Source organism: Curtobacterium sp. SP.BCp, assembly GCF_051903255.1.
Classification (GTDB): Bacteria; Actinomycetota; Actinomycetes; order Actinomycetales; family Microbacteriaceae; genus Curtobacterium.
The window spans coordinates 3,423,352-3,442,400 of record NZ_CP194338.1 but is presented as its reverse complement, the minus strand read 5'-3'; the positions used below and the strand labels follow the sequence as shown (position 1 = coordinate 3,442,400).

Below are 19,049 nucleotides of genomic sequence, written 5' to 3'. Positions count from 1 at the left end.
AGTGCTCATTGCACAGCGCCCCACCCTGACCGAGGAGTCGATCTCCGAGCACCGCTCGCGCTTCGTCATCGAGCCGCTCGAGCCGGGCTTCGGTTACACCCTCGGCAACTCGCTGCGCCGCACGCTCCTCTCCTCGATCCCCGGCGCGGCCGTCACCAGCATCCGCATCGACGGCGTCCTCCACGAGTTCAGCACCGTTCCCGGTGTCAAGGAAGACGTCACCGAGATCATCCTCAACATCAAGAGCCTCGTCGTCTCCAGCGAGCACGACGAGCCGATCACCGCGTACCTGCGCAAGCAGGGTGCCGGTCAGGTCACCGCGGCGGACATCTCCGCCCCGGCCGGCGTCGAGATCCACAACCCGGACCTCGTCATCGCGACCCTGAACGACACCGCGCGGTTCGAGCTCGAGCTCACGATCGAGCGTGGCCGTGGCTACGTGTCGGCGACGCAGAACCGCTCGGAGTTCTCCGAGGCCGGTCAGATCCCGATCGACTCGATCTACTCGCCGGTCCTCAAGGTCACCTACCGCGTCGAGGCGACGCGTGCCGGTGAGCGCACGGACTTCGACCGCCTGGTCGTCGACGTCGAGACGAAGCCGGCGATCTCGCCGCGCGACGCCATCGCCTCGGCCGGCCGCACGCTGGTCGAGCTGTTCGGTCTCGCCCGCGAGCTGAACACGGCGGCCGAGGGCATCGAGATCGGCCCCGCGCCGGTCGACGCGGTGCTCTCGAACGAGCTGCAGACCCCCATCGAGGACCTCGACCTGTCGGTCCGCAGCTACAACTGCCTCAAGCGGGAGGGCATCAACACGGTGTCCGAGCTCGTCGCCCTCTCGGAGACGCAGCTCATGAACATCCGCAACTTCGGTCAGAAGTCGGTGGACGAGGTCAAGGACAAGCTCACCGAGCTCGGCCTGTCCCTCAAGGACACCGTCCCCGGATTCGACGGCGCCCACTTCTACAGCGGGTACGACGAGGACGAGTCCAACAACTGACCTCGCGCGCGAGCGCACGCGTGCTGAGTCAGCGCGCACCACCATCACCACTGGAGAACTGACATGCCGAAGCCCACCAAGGGCCCCCGCCTCGGTGGCGGTCCCGCCCACGAGCGCCTGCTCCTGAGCAACCTCGCCAACGCCCTCTTCACGCACGGCCGCATCACCACGACCGAGACGAAGGCCAAGCGCCTCCGCCCGGTCGCCGAGCGGCTCATCACGTTCGCGAAGCGCGGCGACCTGCACGCCCGTCGTCGTGTGATCAGCATCCTGCGCGACAAGTCCGTCGTGCACACGCTGTTCACCGAGATCGCCCCGCAGGTCGAGGACCGTCAGGGCGGCTACACCCGCATCACGAAGCTCGGTTTCCGCAAGGGCGACAACGCTCCCCTCGCGTCGATCGAGCTCGTCCTCGAGCCGGTGTCGGGCAAGCCCGCCCCGGTGAAGCGCGACGCGGCTTCGGCCGCCGCCGCCCCGGTCGAGGAGCCGGCCGCTGACGAGGCCCCGGTCGACGAGACCGAGACCACCGAGGAGTCCGCGCCGGTCGAGGCCGAGACCGAGACCGAGGCTGCCGCCGAGGTCGAGGACGACGCTGCCGCCAAGGCGGACGACACGAAGGCCGACGACGCCAAGTAGTCACCAGCACCACACGAGGAAGCCCCCGCGACGCACGTCGCGGGGGCTTCCTCGCGTCCGGGGCGTGAGCGGGTGACGGACAGGAGGCGCGGTGCGGGCCCGCCACGGGCCTCCAGGCCGTCGCCGCGCACCTCGGATCCGCGGTCGGTCCTCCCAGGCGCCGCCACGTAGCGTCACCGTCGCCATGGCACGAGCAGAACGCATCACCGGCGCCGGTCGCCGCATCTGGCGGTGGAGCCGCGACTCCGGCACCCAACCGCGGCTGCTGCTCGCCGCGAAAGCGGCGTTGGCCGCGACCATCGCCTGGGTCCTGGCCAAGTACGCGCCGGGCGTCGCGGCGGAGTACCCGTACTACGCGCCGCTCGGCGCGATCGTCGCGATGCGCACGACCGTCTTCGCCGGCATCCGTTCGGGCGTGCAGACGCTCGTGGGCATCACCCTCGGGATCGTCATCGCCTGGGTGACCATGCTCGTCGGCGACCCCGGCGTGATCGCGGTCGCCCTCGCGGTCGGCATCGGTGTCCTCGTGAGCGGTTTCCGGATCCTCGGCGAGGGGTACTCCTGGGTGCCGATGGCCGCGCTCTTCGTGCTGCTCGTGGGTGGCGGCAACGCCGAGGGGTACTCGTTCGCGTACATCGTGCAGATGGCCATCGGGATCGCGATCGGCCTCGCCGTGAACTTCGCCGTGTTCCCGCCGCTGCACTTCTGGGACGCGGAGCGCCGCATCGACCAGGTGAACGCGGTGCTCGCGCAGCAGCTCGACGACCTGGCGGACGTGCTCGTGGACGGTGAGCCCGACACCGCCGCGTGGGACCGGCAGCAGGAGCGGCTCGACAAGGCCATCGCGGACGTGCGGGACCGGGTCGCCACCGCACAGGAGAGCCGGCGGATGAACCCGCGTGGTGCGCTCCGTGGTTCCCGAGCGCGCCTGCAGTCGGACGGTGCCCGGTTCCGTGCGGTCGAACGTGCTGCCTGGTACACGACGGACCTCACCGAGCTCGTCGCGCGCTCCGGCCCTGTGGCCGACAACATCGGACGGCCGGACCCCGCCTTCGCCGAGCCGTTCGCGGCCGCACTACGGCAGGTGGCGTGCGTGGTCCGGGGCGACTGCCCGGCGGAGGAGGGGGACGAAGCCCTCGCGACGCTCGAGGCGGCGCTCGACGCGAGTCGGTCGAACCCGTCCCAGGTCACCGTGACGGCGAGTGCGATCGTGGCGCTGCGGGGTGTCATCGAGTCCGAGAAGCGGGCGACGGAGGACATCGACACCGACACCGGGCCGTTCGGGAAGAAGCAGACCGGACGGTGAGCGGGCCAGCGGTCCTCGACGAAGATAACACGTAGGTTATAGAGTGCGTGCATGCACGCCTTCGACGTCCTCGGTGACCCGGTTCGACGACGTCTGACCGAGCTCCTGGCCACTGGCGATCGCCCCGCGGGCGAGTTGGTCGACGTCATCGCATCGGAGTTCGGGATCTCGCAGCCGGCGGTCTCGCGGCACCTGCGGGTCTTGCGCGAGGCGGGTTTCGCATCGTCGGAGGCACACGGGACTGCCCGCATCTACCGCCTCGAGCCCCGCGTGGTGGCCGAGCTCGACGGAGCCGTCGAACGCTACCGCGCGCTCTGGCGACAACGACTCGATGCGCTGGGCACCGAGATCGCCAGGGGGCAGCGCGAGGCTCGACCGGCGGCAGATGAGCCCGATCACACGACCAGAAGACCCGCACGACACGACGAGGAGTCCTGACATGCGCACCACCGACGGCACCGCAGAACCGCTCTCCGAGGGCGGGTACCTCATCCGCTTCGCCCAGACCTACCCGACCACCCCGGAAGACCTCTGGCACGCGGTGACCGACCGCGAGCGACTCTCCCGGTGGATGGCCCCGTACGAGGGCGACCTGCGACTCGGCGGGCACTGGACCGCCCGTTACGACGACGGGAGCGTGTTCACCGTCGGGCAGGTCACAGCGTGCGACCCGCCCCGGAGCTTCACGACCACCTGGCACGCCGTCGAGGAGCAGCAGACCACGATCACGGTCACGGTCGAGCCGACGGAGCACGGTGCGTCGCTCCGGCTCGAGCACCAGGGTGTCGGCAGCATCGACTACCTCGCCGGGTGGCACACGTACCTCGAGCTGCTCGAGCTCGACCTGGACGGCGACACGGCCGCAGCCGCGACGTTCGACTGGGATGCCCGGTACCGGGAGCTCCGGACGCGGTACCGGGAGAACGGCGCGGGAGGCGTGACGCCCGAGCGTCCGTAGACTCGGGACGTGACCGCGCGTCCCCGTCTCGCCGTCCTCGGACCCGTGCTGGTCGAGGGGACGACTGGGACGCCCACCGCCGTCACCGGCGCGCTCGCGCGGTCGTTCCTCACCGCGCTGGTCCTGGCGCCCGGGCTCGGCGTGTCGACCGACTCGCTCATCGACGGCCTCTGGCCCGGCGAGCAGCCCCGTGCGGCACGGGCGGCGCTCCAGACCATGGTGTCGCGCCTGCGCCGGACGACCGCCGACGGGCTCGTCCGCTCCACCACGACGGGATACGCCCTCGGGTGCGACGCGGACGACGTCGACCTGCTCCGGGCGGAGCGCGCGGCGTCGTCGACCGACGTCGGTGCCGTGGAAGGCGCACTCGTGCTCTGGCGGGGTGCTCCCGGCGAGGACGTCGACGGTGACCTCGGCGACGCGCTCGCCGTTCGGGCCGCCACCGCACGCGGCGCCCTGCGTCGAACGCTCGGAGCAGTCCTGCTCGAGGCCGGACGAGCGGACGAGGCGGTCGCGGTGTGGCGGTCCGCCGCCGAGGCGGACCCCTTCGACGAGGTCACGGTCGCGGGCACGATGCGTGCGCTCGACGCTGCCGGCCGACCGGCCGAGGCGCTCGCCGTGTTCGCCGCGCACCGTGACCGGCTGGTCGACGAACTCGGTGCCGACCCCTCCGGCGACCTCGTCCGACTGAACGCGGACCTCCTGCGCCGGTCGGCAGACCAGGTGGGGCGGGCGCGACACATCGGCCTGCGGGCCGCGCCGAACCGGTTGGTCGGACGGGAGGCCGACCTCGCCGCCGTCACGGACCTCCTGTCCCGGGAGCGGTTGGTCACGGTCCTCGGTGCGGGTGGGCTCGGGAAGACCCGCCTCGCCCAGGCGGTCGCGGCGGCGCTGCCGGACGACGTCGGCGTCGTCGTGGTGGAGCTCGCGTCCGTCGCGGCGCCCGAGGACGTCCTCCCCGCGCTCGGTGCGGTGCTCGGGATCGTGGAGGTCAGATCGGCCCGGACGCTGCGCGACGCCGTGGTGAGCGACCTGTCGGCCAGGGTCGTCAGATCGCTGTCGGACGGGCCGACGGTGCTCGTGCTCGACAACTGCGAGCACCTGCTCGAGCCGGTCGCCACGCTGACCGCCGAGCTGCTCGCCGCGGCCCCGGACCTGCGGGTGCTCGCCACGTCGAGGGCGCCCCTCGCGATCGCCGGTGAGGTCGTGGCGCCCCTGGCGCCCCTGCCGGTCGAGGCGGACGGTGCCGCGGTGCGCCTGTTCACCGAGCGTGCCCGCGCGGCCCGCCCCGGCGCGGTGCTGCCGGTGGACGCCGTCCGCCGGATCTGCACCCGTCTCGACGGCTCACCCCTCGCGATCGAGCTCGCCGCCGCACGGATCCGAGGCATGAGCACGGACGAGATCGAACGGCGTCTCGACGACCGCTTCGCGTTGCTGCGGGGCGGCGACCGGAGCGCCCCGGAACGGCACCGCACCCTGCTCGCGGTCATCGAGTGGAGCTGGCACCTGCTCGATGACGGCGCCCGCGACCTCCTGCCCCGACTCGCGCTCTTCCCCGACGGGCTCGCGGTGGACGCGGTGGAGGCGGTCGCGGCCCCGGATCAGCCCGACGCACTGGACGATCTCGCCGACCTCGTCGAGCAGTCCCTCGTGCAACTCGTCGAACACGAGGGCGAGCCGGTCCGCTACCGCCTGCTCGAGACCGTCCGGGAGTTCGGCGCGGCGCGGCTCCGCGACCTCGGACGCACCGACGAGGTCCGACGTGCGATGCTCGGGTGGGCCCACGGCTTCGGCACCACCCACGACCTGTTCGCCATCGTCGGCCCGGAGCAGCTCGGCCGGTTCCACGAGGTCCGCCGCGAAGCCGACAACCTCGTCGGGCTCCTGCGATGGGCGCTCCGCGACGAGGACGCCGGGGCGACCGCGGCGGTGTTCGCTGCCCTCGGTGCCTACTGGACGCTCCGTGGCACGCAGGAGGAGATCACCGCGGTCGCTCCGGACGTCGTGACCGTCCTGCGGTCCCGCGAGCCGGCAGGGGCAGACCGCACCGCCGCGCACATCGGGCTCGTCGTCGCGGGTGGCGCGTCCGCGTTCGACGACCGCCGCACGACCGCGTGGGCCGTGTCGACGCTCCGCCGCTGGCGCCGGACCGCGACCGCCGACGATCCCGTCGTCGACGCCCTCGCCGCCCTCTTCGTCGAGCTCGGCCGCCCGGATGCCGCGACTGCACTCCTCGCCGGGTTCCGTGCCGATCCGGACGACCGCGTCGCCTGCATCGGGAACCTGCTCAGCGCCCCGCTCGCCGAGAACGGCGGGGAACCCGCCGAGGCGCTCCGCTTCGCCGTTGCCGCCCAGGACCTCGCGAACCGTGCCGGCGACGTGTGGACCACCGGGACCTCCGCGGTCACGATGACGCAGCTCCTCGCGCAGACGGGCCGGTACACGGATGCCTTGGACGCGGCCGAACGGGCACGGGGACGCCTCGAGCTCCTGGGCGCCGACGACGACCTGTCCGAGATCGCGTGGTCAGTCGGGCTCTGCGCCGCCGCGACCGGGGACGTCGACCGAGCCAGGTCGGTCGCCCGCGAGCTGCAGCACCGACCGGCCAGCGGTCGTGGCCCCGAGGCCGACGGTGCGATGGTTGCCCTGATCGCGCTGGCGATCGAGGCGGAGTGCCGGCGGGCGGAGGGCGACCCGGCAGCGGCCGCCGACCGGTACACGGCGGCGTGGGAGGCGGCATCGGAGCGGCGCGGACCCGCCCCGAACTGGCGGCTGATGGCCGGCGCCGCCCGCATCGCCGCCGTCGACGAGACCGCGGGCGGTCTCGACAGGCTCCGGCCGGCCGAGCGAGCCGTCGCGCGACGGATGCGGAACGCGACACTCGCCCTGCTCCGGGTCCGGCCGTGGTGGACCGACCTGCCCGTGGTCGGGACGACCCTCGCCGGACTGGCGCTCGCCGCCGCCCGCGAGGGATCCCTCGATGCGGCTGCGCGGTGCTGGGCACTGGCCGTGCGCTTCGGCACGCGGCAGGACTTCGCGGTGCTCTCGCACGAGCGGCTCCGGCCCGTGATCGCCGCGGCGGTCGGCGCCGACGTGCTCCGCGACGCCGAGACGGCCTCGGCCCGGTGGGACCGGGACGAGGCCGTGGCGGCGACGCGCGTGGTGCTCGAGGACCTGCGGGCGGGGGCTCAGGCCTTCCGCATGTAGGTCCGCACGGTGAGTGGGGCGAAGACCGCGACGACGACCGCCGCGCCGAGGAGGCTGATCCAGAGGTCACCCGTCACCGCGCCGTGGTTGACGAGTTCACGGACCGCCGTGATGAGGTGCGAGATCGGGTTGACCTCGGTGAACCAGCGCAGCCAGCTCGGCAGGGTGTCGACGGGGACGAACGCGTTCGAGAGGAACGTCAGCGGGAACAGCACGAGGTTCGCGATGCCGGAGACACTCGACGCCGTGCGCGCGACCACGCCGAAGTACGCGAAGATCCAGCTGATCGCCCACGCGACGACGATCACGAGGAGCCCGGCGAGCACGACGGCCGCGGGACCGCCCTCGGGCCGCAGACCCATGATGATCCCGACCGTGAAGGTGATCGTGGTCGCGATGGCGTAGCGGACGGTGTCGGCGAGCAGGGCTCCCGCGAGGGGTGCGATGCGCGCGATCGGGAGCGACTTGAAGCGGTCGAACACCCCCTTGTCCATGTCCTCGCGGAGCTGGACGCCGGTGACGATCGACGACGTGATGTTCGTCTGCACGAGGATGCCGGGGATGATCACGGGCAGGTAGCTGCCGATGTCGCCGGAGATCGCGCCGCCGAAGATGTACGTGAACATCACGGTGAAGACGATCGGCATGAGCGTGACGTCGAAGAGCTGCTCGGGCGTCCGGCGGATCTTCACGAGTCCGCGGTAGGCCATCGTGAACGACTGTCGGACGGTCGCGGCGAGTCCCGTGCTGCCGACGCCGGCGCGCGGCGTGACGCGGGGCGTCGAGGTCGGGGTGGGGGCGATGGTGGTCATGCGATGCTCCCTTCGAGCTCGCGGTCGGCACCGTCGGTCGCGTCGGCGTCCGTCGGTCTGCCGGTGATGGTCAGGAAGACCTCCTCGAGGGTCGGCTTCTGCACGCTCATCTCGGCGAGGGAGATGCCCGCCTCGCGGAACGACACGAGCAGGTCGGTCACCCGGTCGGGGTCGGTCATCGGTGCGGTCAGCCGGGAGCCCTCGGGGCTCGCGACCGCGTCGACGCCGAGCGTGGTGCGCACGATCGTCCGCGCCGCGTCCAGCCGGAGCCCGTCGGTCAACCGGAGCTGCAGCGACGAGGTGCCGATCGAGGCCTTGAGCTCGTCACCCGTGCCCTCGGCGACGACGCGGCCGTGGTCGATGACGGCGATGCGGTCGGCGAGCTGGTCGGCCTCGTCGAGGTACTGCGTGGTCAGGAGCACCGTCGACCCGGTCGTGACGAGCTCCCGGATGGTGTCCCACATCTGCGCCCGGGTCCGCGGGTCCAGCCCGGTCGTGGGTTCGTCGAGGAAGATGAGCGGCGGCTGCGCGATCAGGCTCGCCGCGAGGTCGAGCCGACGACGCATGCCGCCCGAGAACGCCTTGAGCGGTCGTGACGCCGCCTCGGTCAGGCCGAAGCGGTCGAGCAGCTCGGACGACTTCGCCTTCGCGTCGCGACGGGAGAGCCCGAGCAGCCGCGAGAAGATGACGAGGTTCTCGGTCGCGCTGAGCGTCTCGTCGACGCTCGCGTACTGTCCGGTCACGCCGATGAGCGAGCGGACCGTCTGGGCCTCACGCCGGACGTCGTGCCCGAACACGCGGGCCTCGCCGGCGTCCGCCGTGAGCAGGGTCGCCAGCATCGAGATCGTGGTCGTCTTGCCGGCGCCGTTCGGGCCGAGCACGCCGTACACCGTGCCGGCCTCCACGCGGAGGTCGACACCGTCCACGGCGCGGTTCGTCCCGAAGGTCTTCACGAGGCCGGATGCCTCCACCGCGAGGGGTGTCGTGGTCATCGCAGGTTCCTTTCGTCGATGTCGGGGTCGATCGTGCAGCCGCCCGCTCACACGCCACTGACGCGCCACTGACACCGCTACCGTGGGGGCGTGAGCGACACCGAGACCCCCGACGGCGTGCGGCTCCGGCTCGACATCGCGTACGACGGAGCAGCCTTCTCCGGCTGGGCCCGCCAGCCGGGCCTCCGCACCGTGCAGGGCGCGCTCGAGTCGGCGCTCGCCACGGTCTTCACCCGGTGGGGCGAGCCGCCGGTCCTCACCGTCGCGGGCCGCACGGACGCCGGCGTGCACGCCACCGGCCAGGTCGCCCACCTCGACCTCTCGCCCGAACAGTGGGGGGCGTTGCGGGCCAAGCGCGGCACCACCGGGCGCTCGCCGCTGGACGGTCTCGTGAAGCGGGTGAACGGCATCGCGGCGCCCGACGGCGACGTCGTGGTCACGCGCGCCTCGATCGCCCCGGACGGGTTCGACGCCCGGTTCTCCCCCCTCTGGCGTCGCTACCAGTACCGGGTCGCGGACGCCGACACACCCCGCGACCCACGTCGTCGCGGACACACCACCTGGCACCCGACGCGTCTCGACCCCGCGGCGATGGAGCGCGGTGCGCTGGTGCTGCTCGGGCTGCACGACTTCGCGACCTTCTGCAAGCCGCGCGACGGGGCGACCACGATCCGGACGCTCCAGGAGTTCCGCTGGGACCGCGAGCCGGACGGCACACTGGTGGCGAGCCTCCAGGCCGACGCGTTCTGCCACTCGATGGTGCGCGCGATGGTCGGGGCGACCATCGCCGTCGGTGAGGGCCGCTTCGGCCCGGAGCGCCTCGAGGCGCTGCGGCGCGCGCAGCAGCGCACCAGCGAGTTCAAGGTGGCGCCGGCCCGCGGGCTCACCCTGACCGAGGTCGGCTACCCGGCCGACGACGCGCTCGCGGCGCGGGCCGACCAGACCCGTGCGCGCCGGACGGTGGACGGACCCGCCACCGGTACGGTCGGGGGATGAGCTCCCGCACCGCCCGGTCCGTCGTCTCCGTCGCGCCCGGTGTGGTGTTCGTCGAGGGACCGGTGTCGAACTGGGTCGTCCTCGCCGAGGAGGACGGGGTCGCGCTGATCGACGCCGGGTACCCCGCGGACACGGACCTCGTGCTCGACACCGTGCGCTGGGCGGGCCACGACCTCGACGACCTCCGCCGCGTGTACGTCACCCACGGGCACGTCGACCACGTCGGCGGCATCCCCGGGATCCTCGAACGGTTCCCACGCCTCGAGGTGCTCGCCCACGCGGACGAGGTCGACAACGTCCGCGGTCCCGGGCGGCAGCAGGTCACCCCCGCGGAGATCGGCGGGCGGCTCGCGGCACCACGGGTGCTCCGGTGGCTCGCCCGGGCGATCGCGTCCGACGCGCTCCGACCGACGACCGTCCCGACCGTCCGCGCCTTCACCGCCGCGGACTTCGACGGCCGCGCGATCACCCCCTTCCCGGCCGACGGCCACACCGCCGGGTCGACGGCGTACCTCCTCCCGGCCGCGGACGCGATCGTCACGGGTGACGCGGTGGTGTCGCGGCACGACACGCAGCCGGCGTCCTGGGCGCCGCGCCCCCGGATGATCACGCCGTTCTTCACGGCCGACCCGGGACGGGCACTCGAGTCGGCGCGAGCGCTGCCGATGCCGGGCATCCTGCTCCCCGGTCACGGCCCGGCGGTGCACCGCGTCGGGTCGGAGTGGCTGCCCGTCCCGCACTGAGTCGTCCCGGGACGTTCGTACCGGGAAGCAATCATTTACCTGTCCGCAACCTGAGCGACCGTCCAGGCAGGTAGGTTCCGAGGGTCGTTGCCCCCCCGACCGGGGGGAGCCAACCCACGAACGCGAAGGTCCTCATGCTCCGAACCGAACGCTCGGCGGGGGTGACGAGCCGCACGCTGGTGTGCGCCGTCACCGCCGCAGCCCTCGTCGCCGCCCCGCTCGTCGCCGCCGCCCCGGCGTCGGCGAACCCGGACGGCACCGGCCTCGTCATCGAGGAGGCCTACCTCAAGGGCGGCAGCGCGAACCAGCCGTTCACGAACAAGTTCGTCGAGCTCGGCAACCCGACCGACGCCCCGATCAGCGTGGACGGGTGGTCGCTCCAGTACCGCGCCGCGACCAGCACGGGTGCGCCGTCGGTCGGCAGGCTCGCCGGCTCGGTCCCCGCGCACGGCACGTACCTCGTGCAGATGGGGTCCAACGGGTCGACCGGTCAGGCGCTGCCCGAAGCCGACGCCGTCACGGGACTGAACCCGTCGGGGTCGACGGGCACGCTCGTCCTCGCCGACCAGGCGACCGCGCTGACCCTCCCCGCCGGTGCCGTCACGACCGGGACGCCCGGTGTCGTCGACCTGCTCGGCTACGGCACGTCGAACACCTTCGAGACCGCGGCCGCCACGACCGGCACCGCCAACTCGGTGCCGGACGCGCTGACCCGCACGGGCACGACCGACACGGACTCGAACGCGGCGGACTTCTCGCTGACGAGCACGGTCACCCCGGAGAACGCGGCCGGCGAGACGACCCAGCCGACGGACCCCACCGACCCGACGGACCCCACCGACCCGGGCACGCCGGCGACACCGGCCGAGCAGGTCACCATCGCGCAGCTGCAGGGGACGACGGACACCTCGCCGTACGTCGGCAAGACCGTGCGCACGGACGGCGTCGTCACCGCCGTGTACGCCACGGGCGGGTTCAACGGCTACACGATCCAGACGGCCGGCACCGGCGGGGCGCTCGACCTGGCGACGCACACGGCGTCGGACGCCGTCTTCGTGTACTCCTCGGCCACCGCGGCGAAGGTCGCGATCGGCGACGTCGTGCGCCTCACGGGCGCGGTCTCCGAGTTCAACGGTCTGACCGAACTCACCGTCCCGACCGCCGCGGGTCTCGAGCAGCTCCCGAAGGACGGCGTCGCCAAGCCCGTGCCCGCGACGCTCACGTTCCCGCGCACCGACGCACAGCGCGAGTCGCTCGAGAGCATGCTCGTCGCGCCGCAGGGGGACTACACGGTCGCCGACGACTACACGACGAACCAGTACGGCGAGGTCGTGCTCGCGAGCGGGAAGCAGCGACTGCTCCAGCCGACGGAGGTCGCCCGTCCGGGCAGCGCCGCAGCCGCCGCGGTCGTCGCCGACAACGCGGCGCGCAAGGTCGTGCTCGACGACGGGGCGAGCACGAACTTCCTCAGTGCCGCCAACCAGTCGATCCCGGTCTCCTGGCTCACCCAGGGCCCGGTCACGGTCGGCGCCGCCGCGACGTTCGACGAGCCGGTCGTCCTCGACTTCCGGAACGACGCGTGGAAGTTCCAGCCGACCTCGCCGATCACCGGGGCCACCCCGGCAGCGGACCTGCCGGTGTCGTTCTCGAACGTCCGCACCGCAGCGCCGGAGAACGTCGGCGGGGACGTCAAGCTCGCCGGGTTCAACGTCCTGAACTACTTCCCGACGACCGGCGACCAGCTCACCGGCTGCACGTACTACACGGACCGTGACGGCGACCCCGTGACCGTCAAGGGCGGCTGCGACGCCCGTGGTGCGGCGAACGCGGACGACCTCGCCCGCCAGCAGGTGAAGATCGTCAAGGCGATCAACGGCCTCGGCGCCGACGTCGTGTCGCTCGAGGAGATCGAGAACTCGGCCCGCTTCGGCCAGGACCGCGACGCCGCCGTGGCCGCCCTCGTCGCCGCCCTCAACGAGGCCACCGGCAAGGACACCTGGGCCTACGCGAAGTCGCCGGCGAAGCTCCCGTCGAGCGAGGACGTCATCCGGCTCGCACTCATCTACAAGCAGGACCGCGTGCAGCCGGTCGGCGGGTCGACGATCCTCACCGACTCGACGGCGTTCGCCAACGCCCGGCAGCCCCTCGCCCAGGCGTTCGCGCCGGTCGTGACCGGGCCCGGCAAGGGCGGGGGCGTCGAGAAGCCGAAGAAGGCGGACACGTTCCTCGTCATCGCGAACCACTTCAAGTCGAAGGGCTCCGGCGAGGGCGCCGACGCCGACCAGGGCGACGGCCAGGGTGCATCGAACGCCTCCCGTGTGGCGCAGTCGAAGGCGCTCGTGGCGTTCTCGACCGCGATGCAGAAGACCTCCGGCACCGACAAGGTGTTCATGCTCGGCGACTTCAACGCCTACAGCCAGGAGGACCCGGTGAAGGTCCTCGACGACGCCGGCTACACGGACCTCGGCCCGACCGAAGACCAGACCGAGTGGTCGTACGTCTTCAGCGGGCTGAGCGGGTCGCTCGACCACGTGTTCGCGTCGAAGGCGGCCGTGAAGACCGTCACCGGCGTGGACATCTGGAACATCAACTCGGTGGAGTCGGTCGGCCTCGAGTACTCGCGCTACGACTACAACGTCACGGACCTCTACCGCGACGACGTGTTCCGCGCGAGCGACCACGACCCGATCCTGGTGGGCATCGACCTGCCGGGCGTCGGGAAGCCCGGCGGGCCCGGTGACGGTCCGGGCAAGCCCGGTGAGGGACCCGGGAAGCCCGGCCACAGCGGGACCGGCCCGATCGCGGCGGCCATCGCGGCGCTCATCGACTGGTTGCGCGGCCTCTTCCGGTGACGGCCGTCCTGACGGACGTGACCACCTGACGGACTGGAGGCGCGGTGCCAGCGGGCACCGTGCCTCCAGTCCGTTGCCGGGCGCGTTCGACAACGCGAGTCGCGTCGGGTAGGCTCTCTCCTTGGTCTGTGCGCCCCGTGCGCCGGACAGTCAGATGAGCCCTCCACCGGGCAGTTCCACGTGCATCGCGCGGGGAACACCCACCGGAGCGGGATTCACGGACTCCTCACCTCGACACGAAAGCAGCACACCTGTGACTCGTACGTTCTCCCCGAAGCCGGCAGACGTCCAGCACGACTGGATCGTCATCGACGCGACCGACGTCGTCCTCGGCCGCCTCGCCACCCACGCGGCTGCGCTCCTGCGCGGCAAGCACAAGGCCACCTTCGCCCAGCACATGGACATGGGTGACTACGTCATCATCATCAACGCGGACAAGGTCGCCCTCACCGGCTCCAAGCTCGCCAAGAAGGTCTACTACCGTCACTCGGGCTACCCGGGCGGCCTCACGGCGACCTCCTACCCGGAGATGCTCGAGAAGCACCCCACCCGCGCCGTCGAGAAGGCGATCCGCGGCATGCTGCCGAAGAACACCCTCGGCCGTGAGCAGCTCAAGAAGCTGAAGGTCTACGCCGGCGCGGAGCACCCGCACGCCGCGCAGCAGCCCAAGGCGTACACCTTCGACCAGGTCGCGCAGTAACGACGGCCACGACGACTTCAAGGACTGATACAACTCATGGCACAGATCGCTGACTCCCTCGACCAGACCCCGGAGAGCTTCACTACGGAGAGCGCACCCGCCGCTGCCGAGGCTGCTCCCCGCCAGATCCTCAACGTCTCGGGCGGTGCCGTCGGGCGCCGCAAGGAGGCCATCGCCCGCGTCCGCCTCGTCCCCGGTGGCGGCGCGTTCACGGTCAACGGCCGCACGCTCGAGGACTACTTCCCGAACAAGCTGCACCAGCAGCTGATCAACGACCCGTTCAAGGTGCTCGAGCTCCTCGGCGCCTACGACGTCACCGCCCGCATCACCGGTGGCGGCCCCTCGGGTCAGGCCGGTGCGCTCCGCCTCGCCATCGCGCGTGCGCTGAACGAGATCGACCGCGAGAACAACCGCCCGGCGCTCAAGAAGGCCGGCTTCCTCACCCGTGACGCCCGCGTCATCGAGCGCAAGAAGGCCGGTCTCAAGAAGGCCCGCAAGGCGTCGCAGTTCTCGAAGCGCTAGTCGCTCGCCGAACCCGATCGCAATGCCGCGTCTGTTCGGTACCGACGGTGTTCGTGGTCTCGCCAACGGCGAGCTGACGGCCGCGCTGGCTCTGGGTCTCGCCCAGGCCAGCGCGGCCGTGCTCACACACGGACACCATGCGGACGCCCGTCGGGCGTCCGGTCGACCGCGCCCCCGCGCGGTCCTGGCGCGCGACCCGCGCGTCTCCGGTGAGTTCCTCGGCGCGGCCGTCGCCGCCGGGCTCGCCTCCGCCGGCGTCGACGTGCTCGACGCCGGGGTCATCCCCACCCCCGCTGCCGCGTTCCTCGTCGCGGACATCGACGCCGACTTCGGCGTGATGATCTCCGCGTCGCACAACCCGGCCCCCGACAACGGGATCAAGTTCTTCGCCGCCGGCGGCCGCAAGCTGCCGGACGAGGTCGAGGACCGCATCGAAGCGGCCATGCACGACCACTCGGCGCCCACCCCGACCGGTGGCGACGTCGGGCGGATCACGCGCTTCGCCGACGCCGAGGACCGCTACGTCGTGCACCTGCTCGGCACGCTCCCGGCGCGGCTCGACGGCATCCACGTGGTGCTCGACTGCGCCAACGGTGCGGCCTCGGCCGTCTCGCCCGAGGTCTTCGTCAACGCCGGTGCCCGCGTCACCCTGATCGGCGCCGACCCCGACGGCGTGAACATCAACGACGGTGTCGGCTCGACCCACATCGACAACCTGGCGCGGGCCGTGCTCGAGGCGGGGGCCGACGTCGGCATCGCCCACGACGGCGACGCCGACCGCTGCCTCGCGGTGGACGCCGCGGGCAACGCCGTCGACGGTGACCAGATCATGGCGATCCTCGCGCTGTCGCTCAAGGAGCGCGGGCAGCTGGCGTCGGACACCCTCGTGGCGACCGTCATGTCGAACCTCGGGCTCTTCCGGGCCATGTCGGACGCCGGCATCTCGGTCGAGCAGACCGCCGTGGGGGACCGCTACGTGCTCGAGCGCATGAACGAGGGCGGGTTCTCCCTCGGCGGCGAGCAGTCCGGCCACGTCATCTTCCACGAGTACGCCACCACGGGCGACGGCATCCTCACGGGGCTGCACCTCGTCGCGGAGATGGCGCGGACGGGCAAGTCGCTCGCGCAGCTCGCGGAGTGCATGACGGTGTTCCCGCAGGTCCTGCTCAACGTCCGGGGCGTCGACCGCACCGGCCTCGACGACCAGGGCGTGCAAGAGGCCGTCGCGGCGCACACCGCTGCGCTCGGGGACTCCGGGCGCGTGCTGTTGCGGCCGTCCGGGACCGAGCCCGTCGTGCGGGTCATGGTCGAGGCGGCGTCGCAGGCCGATGCCGAGCGCATCGCCGAGGACCTCGCGGACGTCGTGCGCGCGAGGCTCGCGATCGAGGACGCCGCGTAGGGTCCGCCCGCCGAACCCTGCTGCTGCGACCGGCGCGAACCGCCGCCGCACAACCAAAGGCCCTCGGAACCACGTCATCGCGTGGTTCCGAGGGCCTTTGGTTGTGCGAGCGCGATCCGCGCCGCGTGCGCGTGCTCTCGCGCGAGCCCGCCGCGCGTCAGATCTTGCGGAGCAGCACCGAGTTGACCTTGTGGTTCGCGCCCTTCTTGAGCACGAGGGTCGCCCGGGAGCGCGTCGGCAGCACGTTCTCGACGAGGTTCGGCTCGTTGATCGCCCGCCACACCTCCGTCGCCGTGCGCACCGCGTCCTCGCGGGAGAGCGAGGCGAAGCGGTGGAAGAAGGAGTCCGGGCTGGAGAAGGCCTCCTCCTGCAGGGCGAGGAACCGGTCGACGTACCAGGACTCGATGTCCTTCGTCTTCGCGTCGACGTAGATCGTGAAGTCGAACAGGTCGGACAGTGCCAGGCGCCCGTTGGTCGGCGCCGCGAGCACGTTCAGTCCCTCGACGATGAGGATGTCCGGCTGCCGGACGACCACCTCGGCGTCGGGCACGATGTCGTACACGAGGTGCGAGTAGAACGGCGCACGGACCTCGGCCGCACCGCTCTTCACCTGGCTGACGAACCGCAGCAGGGACCGACGGTCGTACGACTCCGGGAAGCCCTTGCGGTCCATGATCCCGCGGCGTTCGAGTTCGGCGTTCGGGTACAGGAACCCGTCCGTCGTCACGAGTTCGACCCGGGGCGTGTCCGGCCACCGCTTCGTGAGTTCGCGCAGGAGTCGTGCGACGGTCGACTTGCCGACCGCGACCGAGCCCGCGACACCGATGACGAACGGCGTCCTGCCGGCTCGTTCCCCGAGGAAGCTCGACGTCGACGCGTGCAGGTTCCGCGCGCCGGCCGCGTACAGCGTCAGGAGGCGTGACAGCGGCAGGTAGACCTCTTGGACCTCCTGCATGTCCAACCGGTCGCCGAGGCCGCGCAGCTGCACGATCTCGGTCTCGGTGAGGGACAGGTGCTCCCGCGGCGCGAGCTGTGCCCACTCGTCGCGGGGGATCTCCACGAAGGGGGTCGGGTGCGCGACGGTGGTGTCCGTGATCGGCATGGGGACGAGCGTACCGACGGGAGGCCCGGATCACGTGAGCAGGCGCGCTCCCGTGCACCGTGCCTCCAGTCCGGAGCCCGGTGCGCGTCCGCCGGACGCGGGCCGGTCTGCGCTCGGTGCGGTCAGGCGGGCAGGGCCGCCTCGATGGCGGCGACGACCTCGGGGTCGTCCGGCTTGGTCGTCGGACGGAAGCGCGTCACCGCGCCGTCAGGCGCGACGAGGAACTTCTCGAAGTTCCAGCTGACCCGGCCGGCCTTGCCCGCGCTGTCCGGGGTCTCCTTGAGTGCCTGGTACAGCGGGTGGGCGCCCTTGCCGTTGACCTTGACCTTCTCGCACATCGGGAACGTGACGCCCCACGTCGTCGAGCAGTACTCCTCGATCGCCTCGGACGAGCCGAGCTCCTGCAGGAACTGGTTGCTCGGGAAGCCGAGGACCGTGAAGCCGCGCGGGCCGTACTCCTTCTGCAGTGCCTCGAGCTGCTCGTACTGCGGCGCGAGGCCGCATCGCGAGGCGACGTTAACGACGAGCACGGCCTTGTCGGAGAACTGCCCGAACGTGGTGTGCTCACCGTGCAGCGTCGTGATCTCGATGTCGTCGAACCGTCCCATGTGACGGACGTTAGTCCACCAGGTCGAGATCAGCCTGTCGCCGGACGAAGGCCCGCATGTGCGGCACCGTGTAAGCGATCCGTCCTCGCTGCGGCGCGAACACGATGCCCTTGCCGATGAGTGCCTGACGCGCCTGACTGGTGGCCTTCGCGGGGACGCCCAGGCGGCTCGCGACTTCACCGGTCGAGGACTCACCCTCAGGGTCGTCGGACATCGCGACGAGGTACTGGCGCTCAGCGGGCGTCGCACTCGCCCAGCGCCCGGGGAAGAACCCGCTGTCCAGCTCGGCGTTCCCGCGTTCGATGGCTCCGTCGGCGTCCGCTCGGGTGATCCGCTTGTCCGCCGCCAGGTCCCACGCGGCAGATCCGTACGTCTGCAGGAAGTACGGGTAGCCGCCCGCTGCGTCGACGATGGTGTCGAGCGCGTCCGGGTCGAACGTGACCCCGGACCGCTGCGCCGGCAGGACGAGCGCGTCCGCAGCGGCCCCGGAGGGGAGCGACCCGATCTCGCGGTAGTCGAACAGGCGCTCCGCGTACGACTTCGCCGTGGTGAGCGCCCCGGGCACACTCGGCAGCCCGGCTCCGACCACGACGAACGGCCACTCGCGCTGGCCCGCCCGGTGCTGCACGGAGATCAACGCGGCGAGCAGCGCGGGTTCGAGGTCCTGGAGTTCGTCGACGAACAGCGCGAGCACCCGCTGCTGTTCGCGGAGTGCGGGCGCGAGGTCCTCGACGAGCTCTTCGAGGTCGATCTCGATCACGCCGGTGTCTGCGCGCCCGACCGAGGCCTCGACGTCGACGGAGAACCCCATGCCCCCGAACTGCACGCTGAACGCCTTCACCGTGGCCAACGCGTCCCGCACCGCGGAGGTCAGCGCCCTTCCTCGGTGCAGACGGCGTGCTGCGAGGGCGATCTCACGAGCGAGTCGCCGACGGGTGGTCTGCTGCCCCGAGTCCGATGTCTGCCCTTCCACGTCGACCACGAGCCAGCCGGCCGAGTCGGCCTGCGCCCGGAACTGGTTCAGCAGAACGGTCTTGCCGACTCCGCGGAGCCCGTGCAGGACGAGGCTGCGCGAGGTCTGGCCGCGACGGGACCGCGCGACCAGGAGGTCGAACGCGTCGACCTCGGGCTGGCGTCCGACGAGTTCCGGCGGCCGCAAGCCGGCACCGGGGGCGTACGGGTTCAGTTCGGCGCGCATCTCTCCCAATCTGATCCGGTC

Annotated in this window: 17 protein-coding genes; 12 read left to right on the top strand and 5 right to left on the bottom strand. The window is 71.8% G+C overall.

Annotated features, from left to right (window positions below):
* The first annotated feature begins 1 nt into the window (after position 1).
* From ACRQ4C_RS16445 to ACRQ4C_RS16420, 6 genes are all read left to right on the top strand, one after another.
* Positions 2 to 997 (top strand): DNA-directed RNA polymerase subunit alpha, encoded by a 996-nt coding sequence (locus tag ACRQ4C_RS16445; RefSeq protein WP_058725394.1) that lies wholly within the window; start codon positions 2 to 4, stop codon positions 995 to 997.
* A gap of 63 nt (positions 998 to 1,060) precedes the next feature.
* Complete coding sequence (rplQ, locus tag ACRQ4C_RS16440; RefSeq protein ID WP_439689446.1) at positions 1,061 to 1,633, top strand: 50S ribosomal protein L17; 573 nt, start codon at positions 1,061 to 1,063, stop codon at positions 1,631 to 1,633.
* Between the two features lie 184 nt (positions 1,634 to 1,817).
* Positions 1,818 to 2,939: a hypothetical protein gene (locus ACRQ4C_RS16435; RefSeq protein ID WP_439689445.1), complete on the top strand. Its 1,122-nt coding sequence runs from the start codon at positions 1,818 to 1,820 to the stop codon at positions 2,937 to 2,939.
* Positions 2,940 to 2,990: 51 nt separating this feature from the next.
* Complete coding sequence (locus ACRQ4C_RS16430) at positions 2,991 to 3,377, top strand: ArsR/SmtB family transcription factor (RefSeq protein ID WP_290133584.1); 387 nt, start codon at positions 2,991 to 2,993, stop codon at positions 3,375 to 3,377.
* 1 nt (position 3,378) lies between these two features.
* Positions 3,379 to 3,897: an SRPBCC domain-containing protein gene (locus tag ACRQ4C_RS16425; RefSeq protein ID WP_290133585.1), complete on the top strand. Its 519-nt coding sequence runs from the start codon at positions 3,379 to 3,381 to the stop codon at positions 3,895 to 3,897.
* 9 nt (positions 3,898 to 3,906) lie between these two features.
* Complete coding sequence (locus tag ACRQ4C_RS16420) at positions 3,907 to 7,104, top strand: BTAD domain-containing putative transcriptional regulator (protein WP_439689444.1); 3,198 nt, start codon at positions 3,907 to 3,909, stop codon at positions 7,102 to 7,104.
* Here ACRQ4C_RS16420 and ACRQ4C_RS16415 read toward each other — a convergent pair.
* The gene (locus ACRQ4C_RS16415) at positions 7,086 to 7,916 is read right to left on the bottom strand and encodes an ABC transporter permease (protein WP_400412218.1); all 831 of its coding nucleotides are present in this window, start codon (positions 7,914 to 7,916) and stop codon (positions 7,086 to 7,088) included. The two genes, ACRQ4C_RS16420 and ACRQ4C_RS16415, sit on opposite strands and share 19 nt — an antisense overlap.
* Positions 7,913 to 8,908, bottom strand: a complete 996-nt coding sequence (locus ACRQ4C_RS16410) for an ATP-binding cassette domain-containing protein (protein ID WP_439689443.1) — start codon at positions 8,906 to 8,908, stop codon at positions 7,913 to 7,915. Before ACRQ4C_RS16410 ends, ACRQ4C_RS16415 begins: the two co-directional genes overlap by 4 nt.
* A 90-nt stretch (positions 8,909 to 8,998) precedes the next feature.
* On the opposite strand from ACRQ4C_RS16410, the gene ACRQ4C_RS16405 reads away from it, so the two are divergent.
* From ACRQ4C_RS16405 to glmM, 6 genes are all read left to right on the top strand, one after another.
* Positions 8,999 to 9,904, top strand: coding sequence for a tRNA pseudouridine synthase A (locus ACRQ4C_RS16405; RefSeq protein WP_439689442.1), 906 nt, complete (start codon positions 8,999 to 9,001; stop codon positions 9,902 to 9,904).
* Positions 9,901 to 10,647 carry an MBL fold metallo-hydrolase gene (locus ACRQ4C_RS16400; protein WP_439689441.1) on the top strand — a complete coding sequence of 249 codons (747 nt, stop codon included), beginning with the start codon at positions 9,901 to 9,903 and terminating at the stop codon, positions 10,645 to 10,647. Before ACRQ4C_RS16405 ends, ACRQ4C_RS16400 begins: the two co-directional genes overlap by 4 nt.
* 134 nt (positions 10,648 to 10,781) lie before the next feature.
* Complete coding sequence (locus ACRQ4C_RS16395) at positions 10,782 to 13,499, top strand: ExeM/NucH family extracellular endonuclease (protein ID WP_439689440.1); 2,718 nt, start codon at positions 10,782 to 10,784, stop codon at positions 13,497 to 13,499.
* A 253-nt stretch (positions 13,500 to 13,752) separates the two neighbouring features.
* Positions 13,753 to 14,199 carry a 50S ribosomal protein L13 gene (gene rplM / locus ACRQ4C_RS16390; RefSeq protein ID WP_022904636.1) on the top strand — a complete coding sequence of 149 codons (447 nt, stop codon included), beginning with the start codon at positions 13,753 to 13,755 and terminating at the stop codon, positions 14,197 to 14,199.
* 36 nt (positions 14,200 to 14,235) lie between these two features.
* Positions 14,236 to 14,721 carry a 30S ribosomal protein S9 gene (gene rpsI, locus ACRQ4C_RS16385; protein WP_175328271.1) on the top strand — a complete coding sequence of 162 codons (486 nt, stop codon included), beginning with the start codon at positions 14,236 to 14,238 and terminating at the stop codon, positions 14,719 to 14,721.
* A gap of 22 nt (positions 14,722 to 14,743) precedes the next feature.
* Entirely contained in the window at positions 14,744 to 16,120 is a 1,377-nt protein-coding gene (gene glmM / locus ACRQ4C_RS16380; protein ID WP_290133592.1) for a phosphoglucosamine mutase, read from the top strand.
* A 157-nt stretch (positions 16,121 to 16,277) separates the two neighbouring features.
* Here the strand turns inward: glmM and coaA are convergent, their stop codons facing one another.
* The 3 genes from coaA to ACRQ4C_RS16365 all read right to left on the bottom strand — a co-directional run bounded on the left by coaA (position 16,278) and on the right by ACRQ4C_RS16365 (position 19,028).
* Positions 16,278 to 17,222 carry a type I pantothenate kinase gene (coaA, locus tag ACRQ4C_RS16375; RefSeq protein ID WP_439689439.1) on the bottom strand — a complete coding sequence of 315 codons (945 nt, stop codon included), beginning with the start codon at positions 17,220 to 17,222 and terminating at the stop codon, positions 16,278 to 16,280.
* Positions 17,223 to 17,344: 122 nt separating this feature from the next.
* Positions 17,345 to 17,830, bottom strand: coding sequence for a glutathione peroxidase (locus tag ACRQ4C_RS16370; protein WP_439689438.1), 486 nt, complete (start codon positions 17,828 to 17,830; stop codon positions 17,345 to 17,347).
* Between the two features lie 10 nt (positions 17,831 to 17,840).
* Entirely contained in the window at positions 17,841 to 19,028 is a 1,188-nt protein-coding gene (locus tag ACRQ4C_RS16365) for an ATP-binding protein (RefSeq protein WP_400412239.1), read from the bottom strand.
* Positions 19,029 to 19,049: the final 21 nt, after the last annotated feature.

Bases quoted from the DNA above. Each gene is read 5' to 3' on its own strand.
- rpsI (WP_175328271.1), top strand. From the start codon at position 14,236: ATGGCACAGATCGCTGACTCCCTCGACCAGACCCCGGAGAGCTTCACT.
- ACRQ4C_RS16370 (WP_439689438.1), bottom strand. From the start codon at position 17,830: ATGGGACGGTTCGACGACATCGAGATCACGACGCTGCACGGTGAGCAC.
- glmM (WP_290133592.1), top strand. From the start codon at position 14,744: ATGCCGCGTCTGTTCGGTACCGACGGTGTTCGTGGTCTCGCCAACGGC.
- rplQ (WP_439689446.1), top strand. From the start codon at position 1,061: ATGCCGAAGCCCACCAAGGGCCCCCGCCTCGGTGGCGGTCCCGCCCAC.
- ACRQ4C_RS16400 (WP_439689441.1), top strand. From the start codon at position 9,901: ATGAGCTCCCGCACCGCCCGGTCCGTCGTCTCCGTCGCGCCCGGTGTG.
- coaA (WP_439689439.1), bottom strand. From the start codon at position 17,222: ATGCCGATCACGGACACCACCGTCGCGCACCCGACCCCCTTCGTGGAG.
- ACRQ4C_RS16410 (WP_439689443.1), bottom strand. From the start codon at position 8,908: ATGACCACGACACCCCTCGCGGTGGAGGCATCCGGCCTCGTGAAGACC.
- ACRQ4C_RS16415 (WP_400412218.1), bottom strand. From the start codon at position 7,916: ATGACCACCATCGCCCCCACCCCGACCTCGACGCCCCGCGTCACGCCG.
- ACRQ4C_RS16425 (WP_290133585.1), top strand. From the start codon at position 3,379: ATGCGCACCACCGACGGCACCGCAGAACCGCTCTCCGAGGGCGGGTAC.
- ACRQ4C_RS16365 (WP_400412239.1), bottom strand. From the start codon at position 19,028: ATGCGCGCCGAACTGAACCCGTACGCCCCCGGTGCCGGCTTGCGGCCG.
- ACRQ4C_RS16395 (WP_439689440.1), top strand. From the start codon at position 10,782: ATGCTCCGAACCGAACGCTCGGCGGGGGTGACGAGCCGCACGCTGGTG.
- ACRQ4C_RS16430 (WP_290133584.1), top strand. From the start codon at position 2,991: ATGCACGCCTTCGACGTCCTCGGTGACCCGGTTCGACGACGTCTGACC.
- ACRQ4C_RS16435 (WP_439689445.1), top strand. From the start codon at position 1,818: ATGGCACGAGCAGAACGCATCACCGGCGCCGGTCGCCGCATCTGGCGG.